This window comes from Bacteroides sp. AF32-8BH (genome assembly GCF_003435205.1).
In the GTDB taxonomy this organism is placed as follows: domain Bacteria; phylum Bacteroidota; class Bacteroidia; order Bacteroidales; family Bacteroidaceae; genus Bacteroides; species Bacteroides ovatus.
Window position 1 is genome coordinate 72,494 of record NZ_QVLZ01000005.1, and the last position, 22,680, is coordinate 95,173.

The 22,680-nt window shown below is 42.3% G+C and carries 8 protein-coding genes; 7 read left to right on the forward strand and 1 reads right to left on the reverse strand.

Translation table 11 applies throughout. The features are described 5' to 3' along the window. A complete protein-coding gene (locus tag DWZ47_RS05040; protein WP_165860887.1) occupies positions 1 to 3,117 on the reverse strand; it encodes a SusC/RagA family TonB-linked outer membrane protein in 3,117 nt (1,038 codons plus the stop codon). Between the two features lie 273 nt (positions 3,118 to 3,390). Here DWZ47_RS05040 and DWZ47_RS05045 point away from each other — a divergent pair, with 273 nt between their 5' ends. The 7 genes from DWZ47_RS05045 (at position 3,391) to DWZ47_RS05080 (ending at position 22,512) form a co-directional block, all read left to right on the forward strand. After that, the gene (locus tag DWZ47_RS05045) at positions 3,391 to 7,425 is read left to right on the forward strand and encodes a two-component regulator propeller domain-containing protein (RefSeq protein ID WP_117512442.1); all 4,035 of its coding nucleotides are present in this window, start codon (positions 3,391 to 3,393) and stop codon (positions 7,423 to 7,425) included. 629 nt (positions 7,426 to 8,054) lie between these two features. Next, entirely contained in the window at positions 8,055 to 9,932 is a 1,878-nt protein-coding gene (locus tag DWZ47_RS05050; protein ID WP_117512443.1) for an alpha-L-fucosidase, read from the forward strand. A gap of 71 nt (positions 9,933 to 10,003) precedes the next feature. After that, positions 10,004 to 11,662, forward strand: coding sequence for a DUF4091 domain-containing protein (locus tag DWZ47_RS05055; protein ID WP_233525006.1), 1,659 nt, complete (start codon positions 10,004 to 10,006; stop codon positions 11,660 to 11,662). A 15-nt stretch (positions 11,663 to 11,677) separates the two neighbouring features. Then, the gene (locus DWZ47_RS05060) at positions 11,678 to 13,933 is read left to right on the forward strand and encodes a glycosyl hydrolase family 95 catalytic domain-containing protein (protein WP_117512445.1); all 2,256 of its coding nucleotides are present in this window, start codon (positions 11,678 to 11,680) and stop codon (positions 13,931 to 13,933) included. A gap of 11 nt (positions 13,934 to 13,944) precedes the next feature. Continuing rightward, complete coding sequence (locus DWZ47_RS30395; RefSeq protein WP_128857930.1) at positions 13,945 to 18,123, forward strand: alpha-L-fucosidase; 4,179 nt, start codon at positions 13,945 to 13,947, stop codon at positions 18,121 to 18,123. Between the two features lie 83 nt (positions 18,124 to 18,206). Continuing rightward, positions 18,207 to 20,807 carry a glycoside hydrolase family 3 N-terminal domain-containing protein gene (locus tag DWZ47_RS05070; protein ID WP_117512446.1) on the forward strand — a complete coding sequence of 867 codons (2,601 nt, stop codon included), beginning with the start codon at positions 18,207 to 18,209 and terminating at the stop codon, positions 20,805 to 20,807. Between the two features lie 382 nt (positions 20,808 to 21,189). Next, positions 21,190 to 22,512 (forward strand): ATP-binding protein, encoded by a 1,323-nt coding sequence (locus DWZ47_RS05080; protein WP_117512447.1) that lies wholly within the window; start codon positions 21,190 to 21,192, stop codon positions 22,510 to 22,512. Positions 22,513 to 22,680: the final 168 nt, after the last annotated feature.

Genomic DNA, 22,680 nt, shown 5'->3' on the forward strand with positions numbered 1-22,680 from the left:
TTAGAAAGTTAAGTTTATTCCTATATTATAGATTTTAATAATCGGATAAGAGTCAGTCAGCCCCGGTGTACATTCCGGATCCATAATTTTGAAACTGTCGAAAGTCAACAAATTGTATCCGCTAAATTTGATACCTAATTGGGATATTCCCAGTTTCTTGAGTGCTTTCCGTTCTTTGAAGTTATATCCGATTGTAAGTGTTTTCAATTTCAGGAAGTTCCCGTTCTTCACCCATAAAGAAGAGGTGTAACTGTTGTAGTCCATTGACTTGGTGGCAAAACGCGGTACGGTGGCAGTTTCTGCTGTTGCCGGTGTCCAGCGGTTATCTGCATGGAACTGCATCAGGGCATTGTTGGCATTGTTTCCGAATGGTTTACGGAAGAAATAGTCAAGAACCAGTGAACGTTCCGTGGCAGCCGTCCAGTTCATGGAGAAGAAAAAGCCTTTATAGTCCGCTCCATAGTTCAACCCCCAGGTGTAGGCAGGACGTGTAGGATTACCAATGGCACGCTGGTCGTCATCAGTAATCAGACCGTCGCCGTTCAAATCGGTATACTTCACATCACCCGGAGATACATCCATGGTTGGTTTCGGAAGTCCTTCTTTTAGTTTGCCATTCTCAAAATCGCTGTCATTGTAGAATCCGTCTGCTACGTAGCCGAAAATAGTTCCGACGGGTTGTCCGGTTCTCCATTGGTAGGGTTCGTTGGGTTCCACTTCATCCTGGAAGATAATCTTGTTTCTGTTATAGGAAACATTGGCGTTGATATAGTAGTGAAGTTTGCCTTTAATGACATCTTCCCATTTCAGATCTATTTCATATCCATGGTTTTTGACACGTCCCATATTTACTACCGGCAAGTTGTCGCTTGTCAGATTGGTAGTGATAGGAATAGTCTGTCTTTTAATGAGAATATCTTTCCGGTCTTCGAAGAAAATGTCGGCACTAACCTTCAGACGATTGTTGAGGAAGTTGACATCAATACCATAGTTTTGCTTCAAAGCTGTTTCCCAACTGACATTTGGATTACCGATACGACTTTCAATTGCTCCTTTTATCATGTTGCCATTATTAAAACCGAAATTGTAGCCATTCTTGTAAGCGTTCCAGTAATCTTTTTCACTGGGTAGCTGGTCTACCAGCCAGGAGTTGGATAGATAAAGGAAACGATTGTCGCTGATATTGTCATTACCTACCAGACCGATGGAAGCGCGCAGTTTCAAGTAATCCACTACTTTCTGTTTTTTCATGAATGCTTCTTCAGAGATTACATAACCGATAGAACCGGAAGGGAAGAAACCAAAACGTTTCTCCGGTGCAAAGTTCTCGGAACCGTTGTATCCGAAATTGAATTCACCTACATAACGGGATTTGTAATCATAAGTCAGGCGTCCCACTAATCCTACGTAAGCGGTGGGTACTTCCGTGAAAGTTTTGGGGTAGTATTTTTTGCTTTGATTATACAGTAAAAGTCCTCCGACATTGTGTCCGCCGAATTTACGGTTATAACGCAAACTTGCTTCAAAGTACCAGTCACGCCCTCTTGTGTTGTTATCTTCACTGTAACTCAAGCGTTTGTTCTGGCCGGATACACGATAGACAATCGTTTTGTTGTAAGATGGATCATTGATATCAAGTCCCGGACTTTCCAAAGCCGATTGGTAATACGGAGTATAGGTTTCTACCGAGCCATAACGTTTCTGTTTAAACACATAATAAGTATTATAGGCCCCTTTCATTTCTACGGATAATCCTTTCGTGATGAAATCAAGCTTTTGGGTTAATTGCAAGTCCATGTTCATGGTATTGCTGGTTGCCTGGTCATATCCTTGTCCATAGTAGCGTCCCAATGCATTGTTGTCCATCAGGACACCGTCATATTTTCCCGGGTCGGTCAGTACGAGTTTGCCGTCTATGATACCCGGGCTGTTGAATGGCTGTGCCATATTGATGAGAGAGAATAATCCGTAAGGATAATCCTGGTCATTCGGTTCGTGAGTGATACCGACGATACCTCCTAGACCAACTTTCAGCAACGTAGATTTGGTGATGTCAAGGTCGAGGTTACCTCGGTAGTTATATCGGGTATAGCTATAATTATTATTGTAATCCAGTTCTTTAAATTGTCGGAAAAGTCCGTCCTGCCATAAAAAACCCATGGAAATGAAGTAACGCACGCGGTCAGTTCCTCCGCTTATGTTCAGATTGTGCTGTGTCTGTATGGACGAGTTTTTCATGATATATTTTCTCCAGTTCATATTCGGATACATGATGGGGTCGTCACCCAGACGGAAGCGTTCCAGTGCATAGTCATCGAAGGTATGTTTGCTTTTTCCGTCGTTATCATTCATTTCATTAAATAAGGTGGCGTAAGTGTAGCTGTCTGCCATCTTTAATATACGGGTAGGTTGTTGGACACCGACGGAAGAAGTGATAGAGATTGTAGCCTTTCCTTCCTGACCACGACGGGTGGTTACCAGGATAACACCATTGGCACCGCGTACTCCGAATACAGCTGTTGCTGATGCGTCCTTCAATACCGTGACACTTTCTATTTCGTTCGGGTCCATCTGGAAGAATGAACGTTCTACTCCGTCTACCAGTATAAGAGGAGAAGAAGCACCTTCTGTCAACGAGCCTACTCCACGGATATAAATAGAAGGATCTTCTTTTCCGGGTTGTCCACTGGTAGAGACAGAAGATAATCCGGTTACTTGTCCGGCTAGTGAACTTGCAATACTTGCATTGGGAGAACGGAGCAGTCCGTCGGTTTTAACAGAAGAGATAGCACCTGTCAGTGTCTCTTTTTTCTGCGTACCGTATGCCACTACCATGACTTCGTTCAGTGCATTGGCTACTTCTGCCAAGGTTACACTGATTTTAGTCTTGCCTTTAAGGGCAATTTTTTGTGTTTCATAGCCGACATACGAAATTTGTAAAACGGCTGTTTTTGCATTGGGAACATTCAGCTTGAAATTCCCGTCAACATCTGTGATCACTCCGTGCTGGCTACCGATCAGTAATACGGTAGCTCCAATGACTTCATCTCCTCTTTCATCTCGAACATTACCTGTGACGGTAACTTGGGCGAAGACAAAAGATGTAGTTAGCAGCATGATCAATAACGACATGATTCGTTTGCTTTCTGGTACATGCATTTTCATGATTATTAAATTTACGATTAAAATGATACGCAAATCTCGTCACTAATCGTCCGTCCGTCTCTACTTACCGTACAAACGAGTGGCATTTTCCGTACAAATCTGCAATTTCGCCCTAAAATATCTAATTTTATCGGAGAATTATGCAGAAAGAAAACTAATTTTGCATACAGAACCGGGGCGATATAGTGCTTTATAACTAATACTAATTTATATGAATACACCATTATGAGGAATAGGACGATCATAATCCGGCTATTTTTTCTTTTTTGCTTTGCCGTTTTTCCTTCGGCTTACGCACAGGATATGTCTTTCAATTATCTGACTACCGATAACGGACTTTCGCAATTTACCGTATATGCACTTTATAATGATGAATGGGGACAAATCTGGATTGGAACCCGGGATGGCCTGAATGTTTATAATGGTAATCGCATTAAAACTTATAAGGAGGAAAAAGGGAACCCGACCACTTTACTGGGACGTACTGTCAGAAGAATCTGCGGCAACGGAAAGGGGCTGATATATGTGCTTACTACAGAAGGAGTCAGCGAACTCGATATGAAGACCGAAACATTCACTCACATTTCCGACAAACAGAAAGAGTGGATGACCGCTATTACTTATTGTGATGGCAAATTGTTTATGGGTACGTATGGCAGGATCTATGAAAGGGAGGAAACAACCGGAATACAAACGCCCTATTGTAACTTTCCGGGACAGGTATTGCCTAATTGTTTGTTGAAGGATAAGTCCGGACGATTCTGGATTGGCTCCTACAACGATGGCCTCTATGTTATGGATCCGAAGGGTAAAGAGGAACAACATCTTTTTGCGGGTACTTATATTTATAATCTTTATCAGGATTCCAATGAAGATATATGGGTTTGTATGTGGGATAATGGTTTATACCGTATTTCCAGGAATGGGAAGATAACCCATTATCAAAGGGAGGCGGGAAGTGTAAACTGTATTGCTGACAATTCCGTCCGTAATGTTTGTGAAGATGATCAGGGGAATCTTTGGATAGGTACTGAACGGGGACTGGATAAACTGGATAAGAAAACCGGAGTCTTTACTCATTTTACTACTACGGATGCTCCCGGCAGCTTGAGTGATTCTTCCATATTCAGTATTCTCAAAGATCATCAGGGAACCTTTTGGATAGGTACTTATTTCGGAGGAGTCAACTATTTTAATCCCGATTATAAGATATATACTCATTATAAATTGTCTAAGAATGAACGGGAGGGACTTAGTTCTCCCATTGTAGGGACTATTATTGAAGGAGAAGAAGGGCAACTCTGGATTGCTACGGAAGGAGGAGGATTGAATTTGTATGATCGCCGGACAAAAGAATTTAAGTGGTACAGGCATATGGAAGGAATGAACAGCCTTTCACAAAACAAAGTTAAATGTCTGTATTATGATCGTCAACGCAATTCAGTCTGGGTTGGTACCCATCAGGGAGGATTCAATAAATTGGACTTGCGGACCGGGCGTTTCTTACATTATAGCGTGAATAAGGAGGACCATGCATCAGATGTGGTATTGAGTATTATAGGCTATCAGGATCAACTAGCCATTGCTTCTTATGACGGAGTGTATCTTTTCCATCCGGAAACAGCTACCTTTACCTTGTTGACTAATGAGCTGGCGCATTATCTTAAGATTGATTCAAAGGGAAGTCTTTGGATAGCAGTGGAGGGTAAGGGTGTGTATTGTTATAATATGGACACTAAAGAGTCTACGCTTTATTCTTTTGATTTGAATAAAAAGAATAGTATAAGCGATAATATGGTTACCTGTATTGCAGAGGACAGGAACCAGCGGATCTGGCTAAGTACGATGGGAGGAGGGCTGAATCTGTATCGTCCTGAAACAAATGATTTTGAACGCTTTACATCCAGGCAGGATGGACTGGGTAGTGACTGCGTATACGCTGTTTGTGAATCTCAAAACGGACGTCTTTTGTTGACTACCAATCAGGGATTTTGTATTTTTGATCCGGTTAACCGGACGTTCAGTAATTACAATCATGCCAATGGCTTTCCTTTCACTACTTTAAATGAAGGCTCTTTGTGCCAGACTAAGGATGGAGAAATTTTTTTGGGAGGAATGAACGGTATGGTTTCTTTCTATGAAAAACAGTTGAACATTATATACAAGCATTACCGGATTATTCCTGATCGGTTGTTGGTGAATGGAAATGAAGTTCATGTAGGCGATAATTCAGGGATTCTTCCGGTTTCTCTTTACGATGCTTCTTCTATTGTATTGAAAAGTAATCACTCGATATTCAGTTTCGAGTTTGCGACATCCAATTATCTTCCGGCAAACAAAGATGAAATCGTTTATCGGTTAGATGGTTTCTCGAAGGACTGGACCAGCACACGCGGACAGAATACAATCACCTATACTAATCTGCCTGCCGGAGACTATACGTTGTTGATTAAATCGATTGGTAAGAATAAAGCGTTTCAGGCAGATTACCGGTTGGATATTCGCATGTTGCCGCCTTTCTATAAAACGACGTGGGCGTACCTTATTTATATAGCAATTGTCGGCGGACTTTTATATTATGTAATCAGGACTTATCAGACGCGTTTCCATCTTCGCGAATCACTGAAATATGAACAGCAGCATATCCGTGATGTGGAGGAGATGAACCAATCCAAACTTCGTTTCTTTACGAATATTTCTCATGAATTCCGCACACCGCTTACGATCATTATAGGGCAGATGGAGACATTGTTGCAGATGCAGGCCTTTGCTCCTTCCATTTATAATAAATTACTGAATGTCTATAAGAACGGTATTCAGCTTCGGGAGTTGATTTCAGAGTTACTCGATTTTCGCAAACAAGAGCAAGGGCACATGAAGATAAAAGTCCGCAGGCACAATTTGATTGATTTCTTATATGAGAATTATTTGCTCTATGCGGAATATGCGGCTACCCGTCAGATTGATTTTAGCTTCGTGAAGGAGGAAGAGGATTTGGAGGTATGGTATGACGCACGTCAGATACAGAAAATTATTAGTAATCTACTTTCTAATGCTTTTAAATATACGCCTCAATCCGGTACCATTGTGATTCATGTCTACAGAAATGTCGATGAAGCAGTAGTTGAAGTGCGGAACAGTGGGAAAGGGATTGAGCCGGAGGAACTGGAGAAGATTTTCACCCGCTTTTATCAGGTAGAGAAAAGCTCTACTGTATCTGAAGGTACTGGCATCGGTCTTGCCTTGAGCAAAGGGTTGGCGGAACTTCATCATGGCACTTTGACTGCAAACAGTATTCCCGATGAGGAAACGGTATTTACTCTTACTCTGAAATTGGGTAAAGAGCATTTCACTGATGAACAGTTGGATGAAATAACAAAAAATGAAGTGGCGGCAGTAAAAACAGATGCGTTTCTTATCACAGGGCAGGAGGAACTGGAAGAAGAACCGGTAAAAGAACGTATCAAAGGTGCTAAAATGCTGATCGTGGAAGATAATGATTCGTTGCGTGAAATGTTGGCAGGGTTATTCTCACCCTATTACGAAGTATTGACTGCCGCTGACGGAGAAGAAGGGCTGCAGAAAGGTAGGGAGGAACAGCCGGATATTATCCTTAGTGATGTAGTGATGCCCCGAATGACGGGGACCGAACTATGTAAGGAGATAAAGTCGGATTTTGCCACCTGTCATATCCCCGTGGTGCTTCTTACAGCTCGTACTGCGATTGAGCATACATTGGAGGGGTTGCGTACCGGTGCGGATGATTATATAACGAAACCTTTCCATACCAGTCTGCTTATCTCCCGTTGCAATAATCTGGTAAACAGCCGGCGTATCTTACAAGAGAAATTCAGCAAGCAACCTCAAGCGCCTGCACGGATACTGGCTACTAATCCTATGGACGAGGATTTACTGGAACGCACCATGGAGATTATCGAACGGAACATGGATAACTCTGAATTTAGTTTGAGTGAGCTGATTCGTGAGTTATGTATGTCCCGCACCTACTTTTTTCAGAAAATAAAAGGTATCACAGGACAGACACCTAATGAATTCCTTTCTACCGTTCGCTTGAAACGGGCCGCTTTCTTATTGAGGAGTGATCTGACCCTAAGTATTTCGGAAATCTCCGATAAGACCGGATTCAGCTCACCGCGTTATTTTGGTCGTTGTTTCAAGGAGGCTTATGGAGTAAGTCCTTTAGGATATAGGAATAAGGGAAAAGAAGATGAAGAGCAAGTCGAAAAAGACGAAGAGTGATTGTGGATGCAGATAGCGACGCAGGCTATTGACATTCCGGATTTATGAACGACAGGTTTGTGTTTAATATTTACTATTAATCCCGGCTAAAACCATTTATTCGTTTTCTTGTCTTTATTCTCTATTGAAAATAGTTTACCATTTATGCACAAACTCTTTTTTAGTTTATAATAAAAACCTTCATCGTTTATTATAAACGGGTCTGGAGTTTATTATAAACTCTCATCTGTCGTTTTAGTAGTTTCTACTCAATTTTATGCAACAAAAAAGGCTGAAAACCCCATCAGAGTTTGCAGCCTTAAGCCTTCAGAGAATTATTTATGTTCTAGCTTTTACAAGAATCAGTTAAGTGAATTGTTGTAATATTATACTTTTCCAAAGTGGGGTATAGATGTTTATATAGATTTATATCTTCCATGTTAAACTTTAAGTAATACGTTATGTCTACAAATATACAACAAAAAAAGGCGTTTGTCAAGTCTTCCGGATAGTTTAGCGTTCATTTAAGAAAAAGGTGAGAAATACGTTGTTTTGTACGCAGAGTTACCCTGTATTGTACGCTTTCGGTCACATGGAAACTTTTATGTGACCTACTTTTGTAACAAATCTAATATAAAAAGAAAGTAGTTATGAATAGAATCTGGTTTATACTTGTTGCAAGTCTGTTACTATTGAGTTGTAACAAGCAAACTCCCGAAAAAGAAGTTCTGCCCCGTACACAAAAAGAGAGAGTCAGGTGGTTTGAAGAAGCGCGGCTCGGCATAATGATTCATTGGTCATTGTGTACTCCGGCAGCCGGTCGTTTTTATGGTGAGAAGGTGAGAAACTCGGAATATGCCGAATGGATACGCTGCCATAATAAAGTGCAGAAGGCCGATTGGGACAAGATGGCAAAACGTATGCCTATCTCCGAAAAAGAGATAGAAGACTGGGTGATTGCTACCAAAGAGGGAGGATTCAAGTATCTTACTTTTGTGACAAAACATCATGATGGAGTCGCTTTTTGGAATTCCAAAGTAAGCGATTATACTTATGGAAACTTATCCGGTACTCATTTTGATGTGTTGAAGTGCTTGAAGGAAAAGTGTGATAAACATGGCATTGTTTTGTGTGCCTACTATTCTCAATGGCTGGATTGGGGAGATATGAACGGACGTAATAATGACTGGGATTATGCAGATGAACAGAAAACCCATTTTGACCGTATAGCTGCCGGACGTGGAGAGATTGATGCACCTTATCGGCAACTGCCTACTGAAGAAGCTTATGATAAATATTGGCGTGAGAAAGCGATGCCGCAAGTAGCCGAATTAATCAAAGAGTATGGTGTTAAATTATTCTGGTTTGACTGTTGGCGTGCAGATCCTGTTGCCGAGGGGCAGATGACGGAAAAACAGATGCGTGATATGCTTGCTATGATTCGCCAGTTGGATCCTACAGTGCTGGTGAATACCCGTTTGGGGATTCATGAAGTGGGTGATGATGGAGTAGACTTCCAAACGATGGGAGATAATCAGTTCCCTGACCAACCGTTGGGGCATACTTGGGAAACAGCTGCTACCTTTAATCACACTTGGGGATATAACCGTGATGATCAGAACTGGCGTTCTACTACTTACTTTGTCCGTGAGATTGTGAAAGGGATATATAAAGGAGGAAATGTTATGTTGAATATTGGCCCCCGTGCCGATGGCTCTATTCCTCCGGAAATCAAAACCCGTATACGTGAAATTGGAGAAATGATACATAAGAATAAAGTCGGGTTTCATGGCACTTATCCTTCTCCCTTTGCAGAAGACTCACAAGATTGGGGGCTTATAACCCAACGTACTGAAGGAAATAAGACGAAAATTTATTTGCATGTGTTTGAGTGGCCCTCGGATGGGATAATCCGGGTCAATGGATTGAAAAACAAAGTGCTGAAAGCATGTATTCCTTCTTTGGGAGATCAAAAAATCACATTTATCCAGAAAGGATTATTACTTCATGTGCAGGGACCTGTACGTGAGCCGGTAGGCTATGATTCGGTTGTTGAATTGGAGGTTGAAGGAGAGGTACAGGCAGAAAATGGTTTTTGTGGTGAAATTAATTTCGGAGGTATTCAGATGGGACAGGCGAAAGCAGTTCTGACAGGAGGAGTGGAACGGGCTACGGGGACGGATGTCACTGGTGTCGGTTATATTTCTCCGACTAGTATTCGTAAATGGAACTCTATGGATAGCCGTGCCTCCTGGAAAGTATATATCCCGGAAGAGAGTGAAAGGGAGCTGACTATCTGCTATTCTTGTGATTCGCTTTCAGCAGGTCAGCCTTATTGGGTTGAAGTGGAAGGTGCGGGAATGATTGAGGCAAAGACTTTAGCAGGGCCTAAAGGGTTCGAGGAATTCTATACCCGTCATTTGGGCAAGGTTAAATTTCCACATGCCGGAATTTATACCATCCATGTCCGTCCTGCGGTTACTCCTCGGAAAGAACTGTTTGGACTGAACTGGTTGTTCCTTGAGTAAAATTGATCGTATATAATACCAAGAGATAAAACACTATGAATAAGAATTTTTTAGCGAGTCTGTCATTACTGATGTTAGTTGTCTCTTCTGTAGGGGCGCAACAACGGCAGACACAGGATTTGATTTTGCAGTGGGGAAGTACCGATGTGCGTTATCCCCGTAATGAAGTTCCGGCAGGACAAGGAAACAAGCAATGGGAAACTGATGCATGGAAAGGCGAACGTGTCAATGCACAAGCAGTGTTATGGACAAGGCAACCTTTAAAGAATGTCCGTATAGCTGTTAGCGACTTGAAATGCGGGAAAAATGTAATTCCCGCTTCGGCAACTACTGCTAGTTTTGTCGGTTATGTTTGGACGGACGAATTGAATAAGGATCGCAAAAGTGGTTGCAGTGACCGTCCCAATAAGGCTGACTGGGATTCTTCTCTCGTTGCGGATGTGCTTGAAGTCCGTAAATCACTGGATATTGAGGCGCAGTGTACGCAACCTCTATGGGTAAATATATGGGTGCCGCAAGATATTCCCAGTGGAGTTTATAAGGGAGCCTTGACTGTCTCCGGAGAGAATTTTGCCGATGTGCGTCTTCCGATGAAAATCAATGTGCAAAAAAGAACATTGCCCGACCCTGCTCAATGGGTTTTTCATCTTGACTTATGGCAGAACCCGTATGCTGTGGCACGCTATTATAATGTTCCTTTGTGGAGCCGGCAGCATTTCGATATTATGAAACCCTTGATGCAGCAGTTGGCAAATGCCGGGCAGAAAGTAATCACAGCCTCGGTAATGCATCATCCATGGGCAGGACAGACAGAAGATCCTTTTGACAGTATGGTATTCCGTATGAAGAAAATAGACGGGAGTTGGGTGTATGACTATACCGTGTTCGACCGTTGGGTAGAGTTTATGATGAGTTTGGGGATCGATCGTCAGATTAATTGCTATACATTGGTTCCGTGGGCCTTGAAGTTTGATTATTACGATCAGGCTACCAATCGTATTCGCTTTGTAGAAGCCAAACCCGGTGAGGCCGCTTATGAAGACTACTGGTTCAGTTTTTTAAAAGATTTTGCAGGGCATTTACGTCAGAAGGGGTGGTTCGAGAAAACGACTATTGCCATGGACGAGCGGGAAAAAAGTATGATGCAGAAAGCGTTCGATTTGATATTTCGTGCGGATGCCGGATATAAGGTTTCCGGAGCCGGAGACTATTATCCGGAGATAGAACCGAAAATGTATGATCTTTGTCTGGCATACGGACATACGTTACCGGACTCGGTAAGGGAAGAGCGGAGGAGGAGTGGAAAGCTCTCTACTGTGTATACCTGCTGTATTGAAGCCTATCCCAACACTTTTACTTTCTCCGAACCGGCTGAAGCCAGTTGGCTGATGTGGCATGCTGTTGCCGGAGGATATGATGGTTATTTGAGATGGGCATACAACAGTTGGACGAAAGATCCGCTTCACGATTCCCGATTCCGTTCTTGGGCAGCCGGAGACTGTTATCTGGTATATCCGGGGAGCAGTAGTATCCGGATGGAACGTTTGGTGGAAGGTATTCAGGATGCTGAAAAAATCAGAATACTCCGTAAGGAGTTTGCAGAAAATGGCGAGGTGGCTAAACTGAAAAAACTGAATCAGACGGTGTCCGGTTTCATGCCCGAAAAGTTGAATGGACAAAATGCGTCGCAGATGGTTCGTAATGGTCGAAAATTGCTTAGTACTTTTTAAATAGCTTGATTGAAAATGAGGGTGGATGTAAAATATATGCTGTTTACGGTGACTCTATGGCTGGGATTGTTTACTTCATGTACAAGCAGTGAAGAGGAGAGCAAACTGCCTCAATCTTGTCATGGTCTGAATCTGACAGAGCTGCCTCAACGTTGGGATGAGGCTATCCCTTTAGGTAATGGTCTGACAGGAGGATTACTCTGGCAGAAAGATGGTAAACTTCGGTTGGCTATCGACCGTGCTGATCTTTGGGATTTACGTCCGGTGGAGGCATTTAAATCGCCTGATCATACCTATCGGTTTATCTGCGACCAGGTGATCCGTAAAAAAGATATGCGGCCCGTATACGCATTGATTGATGACCGGACAGCCAATGATCCTGCTCCTACTAAAATTCCTGCCGGAGCTCTGGAATTTGATATTCATAAATTAGGTAAAGTAAAGGAAGTGGCGCTGGATTTGGCAACTGCGGTATGTACTATTCTTTGGGAGAATGGTGTGCAAGCTCGTTTTTTTATTCCTGCGGAGGGAAACGGGGGGCGTTTCCGTTTTGTAAATCTGCCGGATACTCTTTCTCCTGAATTATTAGCTCCACTTTATCAGGGACGTGTTACCGAGTCAGATCATCAGCCCGGTGTAAATGACCTGGCGGCATTAGGGTATCAATCGGGTACCATTACTTCTCCTGCTCCCGGAAGATTACTTTACCGGCAACAAGCGTGGGGAGATGTTTCTTATGAAATTGGTTTGCAATGGGAGCAACCACATACCGGAGTGTTGGAAGGTGGATATTATGTGACTTCTAAAGGTACTTGGTACTCGGGAGATACCGGTAGGGCAGATCATTTGAATATTAGTTTTGATGAAGCATTGGCCTCTCATCAGAACTGGTGGGAACAATATTGGAAACAATCCTCTGTGAGTCTGCCGGATACACTCTTGGAGAGACAATGGTACCTGGAAATGTATAAGTTTGCTGCTGCTTCCCGCAAGAATGCACCTCCTATCTGTCTGCAAGCAATATGGACAGCGGATAATGGACAGACTCCACCATGGAGAGGAGATTTCCACAGTGACCTGAACACACAATTAAGTTATTGGGCGGGATATACTGCTAATCATTTGGAAGAGTCTGCTGTATTTACAGATTGGCTGTGGAAAATTAAAGAAAATTCGGAGCAGTTTACCCGTCAGTTTTTTCAGGTAGAAGGATTGAATGTGCCATGTATTGCCACTCTGACAGGTCAGCCTATCGGTGGGTGGAATCCGTACTCTCATTCACCTACTACGGCCGGATGGCTGTCTTATCATTTTTACCAACAATGGAAGTATGGCATGGACTTACAATTCCTGAAAGAACGGGCTTATCCTTGGGTGAAAGAGGTGGCACGTTTCTTTGAAAATGTTTCGATATACGACAAGCAGGGTAAGCGTAAGTTACCGTTATCTTCCTCTCCCGAAATCAATGATAACCGGATAGATGCCTGGTTTATGAATACTACTAATTATGACTTGGCTAATATCCGCATTACTTATACGGTTGCCAAAGAAATGGCGGAAGCATTGGGATTGATGGATGAAGCGGCTCATTACGCCCGGCAGTTGGATGAATGGCCGGATGAAGCAGTAGATGAGAGCGGATTGCTGATAGCTCCCGGAAAGCCAATGGATGAATCTCATCGTCATTTCTCACATCTGTTGTCGTTTCATCCCTTTGGGCTTATTGATGTCAGTCAGGGAATTAAAGCGACTAATCTTATTTTACGTTCTATCAAAAATGTGGAAGATCTGGGTCCGGATTACTGGACAGGTTATACTTATGCGTGGCTGGCGAATATGAAAGCCCGTGTAGCAGATGGTAATGGGGCTTTGAGAAATTTGCATATTTTTATGAATGCTTTTTGTTCGCCCAATAGTTTCCATTTGAATGGGGATCAGACCGATAATGGGTATTCACAATATACTTATCGTCCGTTTACGCTGGAGGGAAATTTTGCCTGTGCTGCAGCGATACAGGAGATGCTACTTCAAAGCCATACGGGAATCATCAAGGTATTTCCTGCTCTGCCTACTTCCTGGAAAAATGTTTCTTTCCGGAATCTGCGGGCGATGGGAGCTTTTCTGGTTTCGGCTTCGTATGTCAATGGAGAAGTGGCTTCTATTACTGTAACTTCGGAAAAAGGCGGTCGGATGAGACTTGATAATCCTTTTACCAGTGAGATTACGGAGAAGGTGATGAAATCGGGAGAGACAATTGTGTTTGGAAATTAAATCAATACAATATGAAAGATAAAAAAAGAAATTGTCTGGTATTTTTGGTGTTATTTATTTGTCTGACTGTATGTGCACAGTCGTCTGACAAAGTAAAGGCTATGCGTAATTTGCGCGATTATTACACGCGGAATATAAATACCTATGATATAAACCAGGATATGGGGAAATGGGATCTCTATCTGAAACAGCTTAGTGAAGAAGGGCAGTTTGCGGATTTGGCTGCTTATGAAAAAAAGATTCATGACAACAACTGGCTATCATCCGTTTCTTTTCAGGACCAACAGGATATAGGTTTTTACTTGGCAGACACGTTTAGACGATTGTGGGTGATAGCTAATCATTACCGGCAAACGAATGTGAATGATATTCCCGAACGTTTCTGGAAATCTATTTTGAGATATGGAGATATTGAAGTCCGTCGTCAACCGAACGACCGTTTTCATGCTTCCTGTTTTGCTATCCCGAAAGCAGCCTGTGGTATTTATTTCTCTTTGGTCGGGCAAATGGATCTGCCGGATGATACAAAACCACTGCGCAAATCGGCCTGCCGGATGTTGAAAGCATTGGCTATGCAATCGTGGACACAACCATTGCGTAATAATGAAATGGACCGGGATATTGTGAGGGTGGAACGTTTTCGTCATCATGTATGGTGGGTAGGTGGAAATGCATTGGCTTATCGTCCGCTACTAGAAACTGCTGTTTTAATGGATTCTATTCCAATGGTCGATGTAGTAGCTGAAGTGGCAAAACGGAGTTTGAGCAATGTGTCGCAGACTACTTATAATGAGGCATTCTGGAACGAAGGTTTTACTGCCGACGGAGCCGGATGGGGACATGGTATGCAATGTTTGGTTTGGGGATATCCGATTCATGGGGCATCCAGTGCACAGGACTTGCTATGGATACTCCGAGATACTCCTTGGGGGCAAAGCCTGACACGGGAGAATGTGGAAGCATTGCTCAATTTCTATCGAGGCAGTACCTTCTATCATTATAAAGGGTATATTCCTCCCTGTCTGGATCGTTATTCTATGGTGTATTACGAAGGAAAACCGGCTCATATTCCTTATTATGAGATGTTGAAAGCGTCTGTTGAGCGATGGCCTGCTTCGTTTACGGATAGTGAACTTCGGGAACTGAAACAGCTTATTAAAGAAGCGGGACAAAATAATATCCGTATGGAAGGGTATCCGGCAGGTCGTTATAACGGTACACGCTGGTTTTATAACAATGACGATTTGATAAAACGTACTCCTGATTATTATATGATGGTTAATATGGCATCCAGTCGTTGTGATGGTTTGGAGAGTGCCGGTAATTTTGCGGATGAGTTTAATATTTATACCAACGACGGACTCACTCTTTTTCAACGTAAAGGGGATGAGTACCGGAAGATTATCGGAGCGATGGATCTGACTGCTATGCCCGGAGTGACTGCTCGTGAAGGAGAACGGCGGCTGAAACCAATTACCAATTGGAGAGGATTTTGCAGCAAGTACAATTTTGCAGGAGCGGCTACTGATGGAGGCGGGAATGCGGTAGCGGGTTATCTTTTCGAGAAGATGGATGCTACTTCTAAAGAAAAGGATGTGAAAATGGAGAATCCGGTGGCTTTCGGTGTAAGGGCTTATAAGTCTTATTTTATGTTGGGTGACTATCTGATTGCCCTTGGTGCGGGTGTTACTAATTTGCAACCGGAACAGGAAGGAAATATACGTACTTCTATCGAACAGACTGCCCATCAGGGGAACGTAACGCTATATGATGGGAAAAAGAGATGGCAACCTTCTTCCGGCATCCATTCGTTGATAGAGAAGGGAAAGCCGCTTTGGGTATTACAGGAAGGAGGATTTGCTTATGCCCCGTTGCCTGAATTTAGTCCGAAAGCCTTTTTCCTTTGTGAGTCCAGACCCAATGAATGGGTAAAGAGGAATTTAGTGAATAAGGGGAAAAAGAATCTTCCTGTACAGGCAGATTTGCTGCGAGTTTGGGTTGATCACGGACGGAATGTTGAGAATGACGTATATGGGTATGTGGTATATGCAGGTGAGGGGCTTCCTCCACAGGAGAATCCATTTGATATTCTTCGGAATGACACATTGGTACAGGCAGTGCAGTCGGCTGACGAGAAAGTGTTGGAAGCGGTGTTTTATAGAGCCGGTGGAACTGTTCAATGGAGTGGTTTACCTGTGAAAACGTCTGTACCTTGTGTTTTGCTTATTGAACGTATTGGAGAAGAATACTCCGTTTCGGTAACAGACCCGACTATGAATGTTCATTTGAAACAGGTAAAAGTAGAGATTGGCGATGTGGCTATTGACATTACTTTGCCATCAGGGAAAGAATGTGGTAAATGTGTGACGCAACGTTTTTCACCTGCGGTGGAAAAACGCCGTGCTTCTGCATTGAACAGTCTGATTCCTGATAAGAAAGAACTGGATAGCCGTATGCAATGGTTCGAGCAGGCGCGTTTCGGTATGTTTATTCATTGGGGAGTTTATTCATCTTTGGGTTGTTCGTGGAATGGAAAGAAGTATGGCGGGTATGGTGAACATATTCAACGAATGGCTCGTATCCCGGTAGAGGTTTATAAAGAAAAGGTGGCAGGTACGTTCAATCCCCAAGAATTTGACGCGGAAGAATGGGTACGTATTGCCAAAGAAACAGGGATGGGATATTTTATCATTACGTCGAAGCATCATGACGGTTTCGCAATGTACGATTCGAAAGTGAGTGATTATAATATTGTGAAGGCAACGCCTTTCGGACGTGATCCGATGAAAGACTTGCGGGATGCTTGCCGTAAGGCAGGAATTAAATTTGGTTTCTATTATTCACATGCATTTGATTGGGGTGAGAAAGAGGGTGTAGGTAATGACTGGGATTATGACAATCCCGGAGGTGACAAGTTGCTAGGTGGGCGCGACTGGTGGGAGACGAGAAAAGATTATCTGCCTGTTGCCCGAAAATATGTAGATGAGAAGGCTATTCCGCAAATTCGTGAATTGATTGCAATGTATGATCCTGATATTATGTGGTTTGATACACCTCATAAATTACCACAAGAAGAGTGTATTCGTATAGTAGAAGCGACGCGTGAGGCATCTCCTGATATCATTATTAATGGTCGTGCCATTTCCGGATTCGACAGGTATGATTATTACAACACTGCGGATTGTCCTTACGAGTTCAGCCATTATGGAGATAGTTACTGGGAAGGTATTCCGACTACGAACAATTCTTACGCCTACAATGAAAACGATCAGGAGTACAAACCGGCTTCTTTCTTTGTTCGTTTGATGGCGAAGGCGGCAGCACGCGGAGGAAATATTCTGATGAATATTGGTCCGATGGGAACCGGAAAGTTCAGTGCTCCGGATTTGGATATTCTGAAACAGATAGCTGCTTGGTGGAAAGTGAACGGAGAAGCTTCTATTCGTGGAACGAAGGCTACTCCGTTAGCGGTACAGTCTTGGGGAGAATCTACCTGTAAGGAGAATAAGTTGTTTTTGCATGTCTTCGATTGGCCTCGTGATGGGAAGCTGTGTGTAGGTGGTTTGTTGACGGAGGTAAAGGGTGCTTATTTGCAGAGTAATCCGCAGCGAACATTGAAAGTGGCGCGAATGGGAAAAGATATAATGATTGATGTACCGGCCCTTTGTCCTGATACGGTTGATGCAGTGGTCGTTCTTGAATGTGAAGGAGAGTTGAAAGCGGATACTCGTCGTCGTATTTCGTATACACAGCAAGTGGATAAGTTACGTGCATTTGATGCTCGTTTGGAGGGTGGTGTCCGCTATGGTGGTGAGGAAGTGGAGTCTACATGCGTGCAGAATATGAAGAGACGGGAGGATGCGGTTGTTTGGCCAGTTCGTTTGGATAAGCCAATGACTTTTGAAGTGAGTATTACTTATGTAGCTCCTGCACCCAAATATGCGGATGAACTAGTGGAGGGTGATGCCGGAAAGGAGATTCGCAAGGCAAGTAGCGGAGCTGCCGGAGTGTATTCGATTACTTTAGCGGGCAAAAAGCTGGTAAAGAAAGTTAGTAATGGTAATTGCATAACGGAAACGGTAGGTATAGTGACATTACCTGCCGGTGAATTTGATATCAGAATTCAGGGAGAAGAGATTACTGCAACTGAACTATTTCGTCCCTGTTATATAACTTTAAAGCCAATATAATAGTTCAGTTGCAGGTACATTGATAAAATGTACGGAATATCTGTAGAATTTAGATAATAATAGGAATGATGTATAGATATACGATGAGAAAGAGGATCATAGCAACCTCATTGAATAAAAAGAGATTCTTGTCAGGAGTTTTTCTGACTTTATTGGTAACAGTTGTTAATGCACAGCCATTTCCTTATCAGCAAGCCGGGTTGCCTGTTTCACAACGGGTGGATGATTTGATGAAGCGTATGACGTTGGAAGAGAAAATCGCACAGATACGTCATTTACATTCGTGGGACATCTTTAATGAACAAACGTTGGACAAAGAAAAGCTAACCGCTGTTGTTGGAGAAACAGGATATGGATTTGTAGAAGGTTTTCCGTTGACGGGTGAGAATTGTCGGAGTAGTATGCGGGAAATACAGGAATATATGCTTACCCGTACCAGGCTCGGTATTCCGGCTTTTACTGTAGCCGAATCTTTGCATGGTTCTGCACATGAAGGTTCTACCATTTTTCCACAAAATATAGCTCTTGGTAGTACGTTTAATCCTGCTCTTGCTTATCGGAGGGCTTGTATGACTGCCGATGATTTGCATGCGCAGGGAATGAGGCAGGTATTAGCTCCGTGCATTGATGTTGTACGTGATTTGCGTTGGGGGAGAGTAGAGGAATCTTATGGAGAGGACCCATATCTCTGTGGCATCTTTGCGCAGTCAGAAGTGAAAGGATATCTTGATAGTGGCATTTCTCCCATGCTGAAACATTATGGTCCACACGGGAATCCGTTGGGAGGGTTAAACTTGGCTTCTGTGGATTGTGGTTTATATGATTTGCATGCTGTTTATCTGAAACCTTTTGAGATGGTGTTACGGCATTTACCTGTTTATGCAGTTATGTCTACTTATAATTCTTGGAACCGAATACCGAATTCCGCTTCCCGGTATTTATTAACTGATATATTAAGAGACCGTTGGGGATTTAAAGGATATGTTTACTCGGATTGGGGTGCTATCGAAATGCTGGAGACTTTTCATCATACGGCAGCTAATAAAGCGGAGGCTGCAACACAAGCACTGACTGCAGGGTTGGATGTAGAGGCTTCCAGTGAGTGTTATCCCGAATTATTCCGGTTAGTAAAAGAAGGAAAATTGGATGAGTCTTATATAAATACAGCTGTTCGCCGGGTATTGACTGCTAAATTCGAATGTGGACTTTTTGAAGATCCATACGGGGATAAGCATGCGGCTTCCGGCGAAATGCATTCTCTCCGGAGTGTAGAACTTTCTCGTCAGATAGCGGAAGAATCTATTGTACTGTTGAAGAATGAAGATAATTTGTTACCTCTGGATATGAATAAATTGACTTCTATTGCTGTTTTAGGTCCCAATGCAGATCAGGTACAGTTTGGTGATTATACATGGAGTCGGGATAATAAGGATGGAATTACTCCATTACAAGGAATTAAGGCGTTAGTGGGAGAGAAAATTAAAATAAACCATGCTGTTGGTTGTAGTATGATGTCTCGTGATACAACAGGTATCGGGGAAGCAGTGGAGGCAACGCTGAAAAGTGATGTTGCTGTGATTTTCTGCGGGAGCTCCAGTGCTTCATTAGCTCGTGACTATACGCGTACGAATTGCGGAGAAGGATTTGATTTAAGCGATTTAAGTCTGACTGGCGCACAAAGTGATTTGATTCAGGCGGTTTATGCTACTGGCAAACCGGTGATATTGGTCTTGGTGAGTGGCAAGCCTTTTGCCATTTCTTGGGAGAAAGAACATATTCCTGCCATTGTAGCACAGTGGTATGGCGGCGAACAGGAAGGATATGCTATTGCTGATGTCCTTTTTGGAAAGGTGAATCCATCGGGACATCTCACTTATTCTTTTCCCCAAAGTGCAGGGCATTTACCGGTGTATTATAATCATTTGCCTTCTGATAAGGGATTTTATAAACGTCCCGGCAGTTATGAACAATCCGGTCGTGACTATGTCTTCTCATCTCCTGAACCATTGTGGGCTTTTGGGCATGGGTTGAGTTATACGACTTTCTCTTTTGATAAAATGGAATGTGACAAGAATATATATGCTTCCGGAGATACAATAAAGGTAAAAGTACAGGTTCGTAATACAGGACAAAGAACGGGTAAGGAAGTGGTGCAACTATATGTTCGTGATTTGGTAAGTTCTGTTGTGACTCCAGTGAAACAGTTGAAAGCATTTGCCAAACCGGAACTGAAACCGGGGGAACAAAAAGAAGTAACACTAAGAATTCCAGTATCTGAATTATGTTTGATTGATAAGGAGGGGATCCCTTTCCTCGAACCCGGGGAATTTGAAATTCAGGTTGGAAATGCTTCAGATTGCATTTTGCAGAAGCAAGTGATAGGGGTAGGAGATATCTCTGTTGCTGCAGTGTCTGTGTCAAGCATGAAACAGAATCAGGTTAAGATTGGAACAAGTAAAAAGATAACAGTGCGTGGGGTAGTTAGAGATGTACAAGCTACTCCGGTAGAAGGAGTCCATATCTATTCGATGGGAAATAAGAAAGAATTGGCCGTGACTAACAAGAAAGGAGAATATCTGTTGAAACAAGTTGCGTCTGATGATGTCTTGATTTTCTCCAAGAAGGGGTATGTCTCGAAAGAAATACCGGTGGAAGGGCGTTCGGTGCTGAATGTTCGGCTATAGATGGACATTGTTTTTAGAAAATATATTCAGGATAATTAATCATACTTTCTTTATAATAATCTCATAATAAATTAAGTATGATATTATCCTGAATATAATCATTATATAGCTCTCTATTCTTTATTAAACCTTAATATCGTATTTACTAGGGATATTCTAATAGTAATAATCTGTAAAGTGTTGATTGATAATTATCTGTGCTTGTAATAATATCTGACTTTTTAGCAGTTAATAGCTGATATTTCAGCTGTTAATGCTTGGCAATTCAATTATTATTCTGATTTTTTCTTTCGTTTTATATGGATAATGTGTATATTCGCACAAAACTCGTATCAAAAATGTGTAAATTATCACATTTCTGATATTAAAAATGTGATTTATTATGTTTGAAAGAGATATTATCAGGCAATTGTCGGCATGGAAAATGGACGTGAACAGGAAGCCACTTGTTATTCATGGGGCTCGTCAAGTAGGAAAGACATGGGCTTTGAAGTATTTCGGGAAGGAATATTTCGAGGATGTCGCCTATTTTAGTTTGGATAAGGATGAAAGCGGGCTTTGCGATATCTTTAAAACGACTAAAGATCCTAGGCGAATTATTCAGCAATTGTCTTTCTTGCATGGAAAGAAAATCAATCCTCAAATGACTTTACTCATATTGGATGAGATTCAGGAGTGTAATGAAGCACTGAACGCACTGAAATATTTTTGTGAGGAAGCTCCCGAATATGCGGTAGCTTGCGCAGGTTCTTTATTAGGTATTTATTTGAATCATATTGGCAATTCCTTTCCGGTGGGAAAGGTGAATCATTTGTCTATGTATCCGCTTACTTTTACGGAATTTCTGAAGACAAAAGACCCAAATATGTATGAGTATCTGTGTTCTATTAAAGAAATAGCTCCTCTTCCTCAAATATTTTTCGATAAGTTGCGTGAATCATTTGTTGCCTATTCCATTTGTGGCGGTATGCCCGAACCTGCTACTCTGATGATTGACTTCGATGATATGGAAAAGGTGGATTCGGCGCTTCGGGATATCTTGAATGACTATGCATTGGATTTTGTAAAACATACTACGCCGGCATTGGCTCCCCGCATTAATTATGTATGGAATTCCCTGCCTTCACAATTGGCGAAGGAGAACCATAAGTTTGTTTATCAGTTGGTACGTCCCGGTGCCCGTGCTCGTGAGTATGAAGATGCTCTTCTGTGGCTGGAGCAGGCGGGACTTATCAATAAAGTTGTATTAAGCAAGTCACCCAAATTACCATTGAAAGCGTATGATGATTTGAGTACATTTAAACTTTACGCATTAGATGTAGGACTGTTAAGGCAGTTGTCGGAACTGGATGCAAGTGTTTTGCTTCTGTCTACTCCCGGCTATATGGAATATAAGGGAGCTTTGGCAGAGAATTATGTGTTGCAGAGTCTTACGGCGCAGTTCCAAGCATCTTTTCGATATTGGACTTCCGGCAATAAGGCTGAAGTGGATTTTCTGCTTCAATACGACAATCATATTTATCCGATAGAAGTGAAAGCAGACCAAAACATAACAGGTAAAAGTCTGATTCAGTATGAGAAGCTTTTCCAGCCTGCTTGCCGGATACGGTATTCAATGCTGAATTTGAAACAAGATGGTAATTTGATTAATATCCCTCTGTTTTTGGCGGATAAGACAAAAGAGCTATTGAAGGATAAAAGTTGAAAGAGCTTTCTGAAGAAATCAGTAGTCTTCTTAAGAATGGTAGATTGAATAGCGTTTGTTCAAGTTGGGACTTTATTCAGTCAATAGTAAGAGTTCCAGATAATACAACTTTCTTTTCTTAGTCTTTTTTGCTTATGTTTTTGGAATAAGGTCTTATCTTTGTTCCCG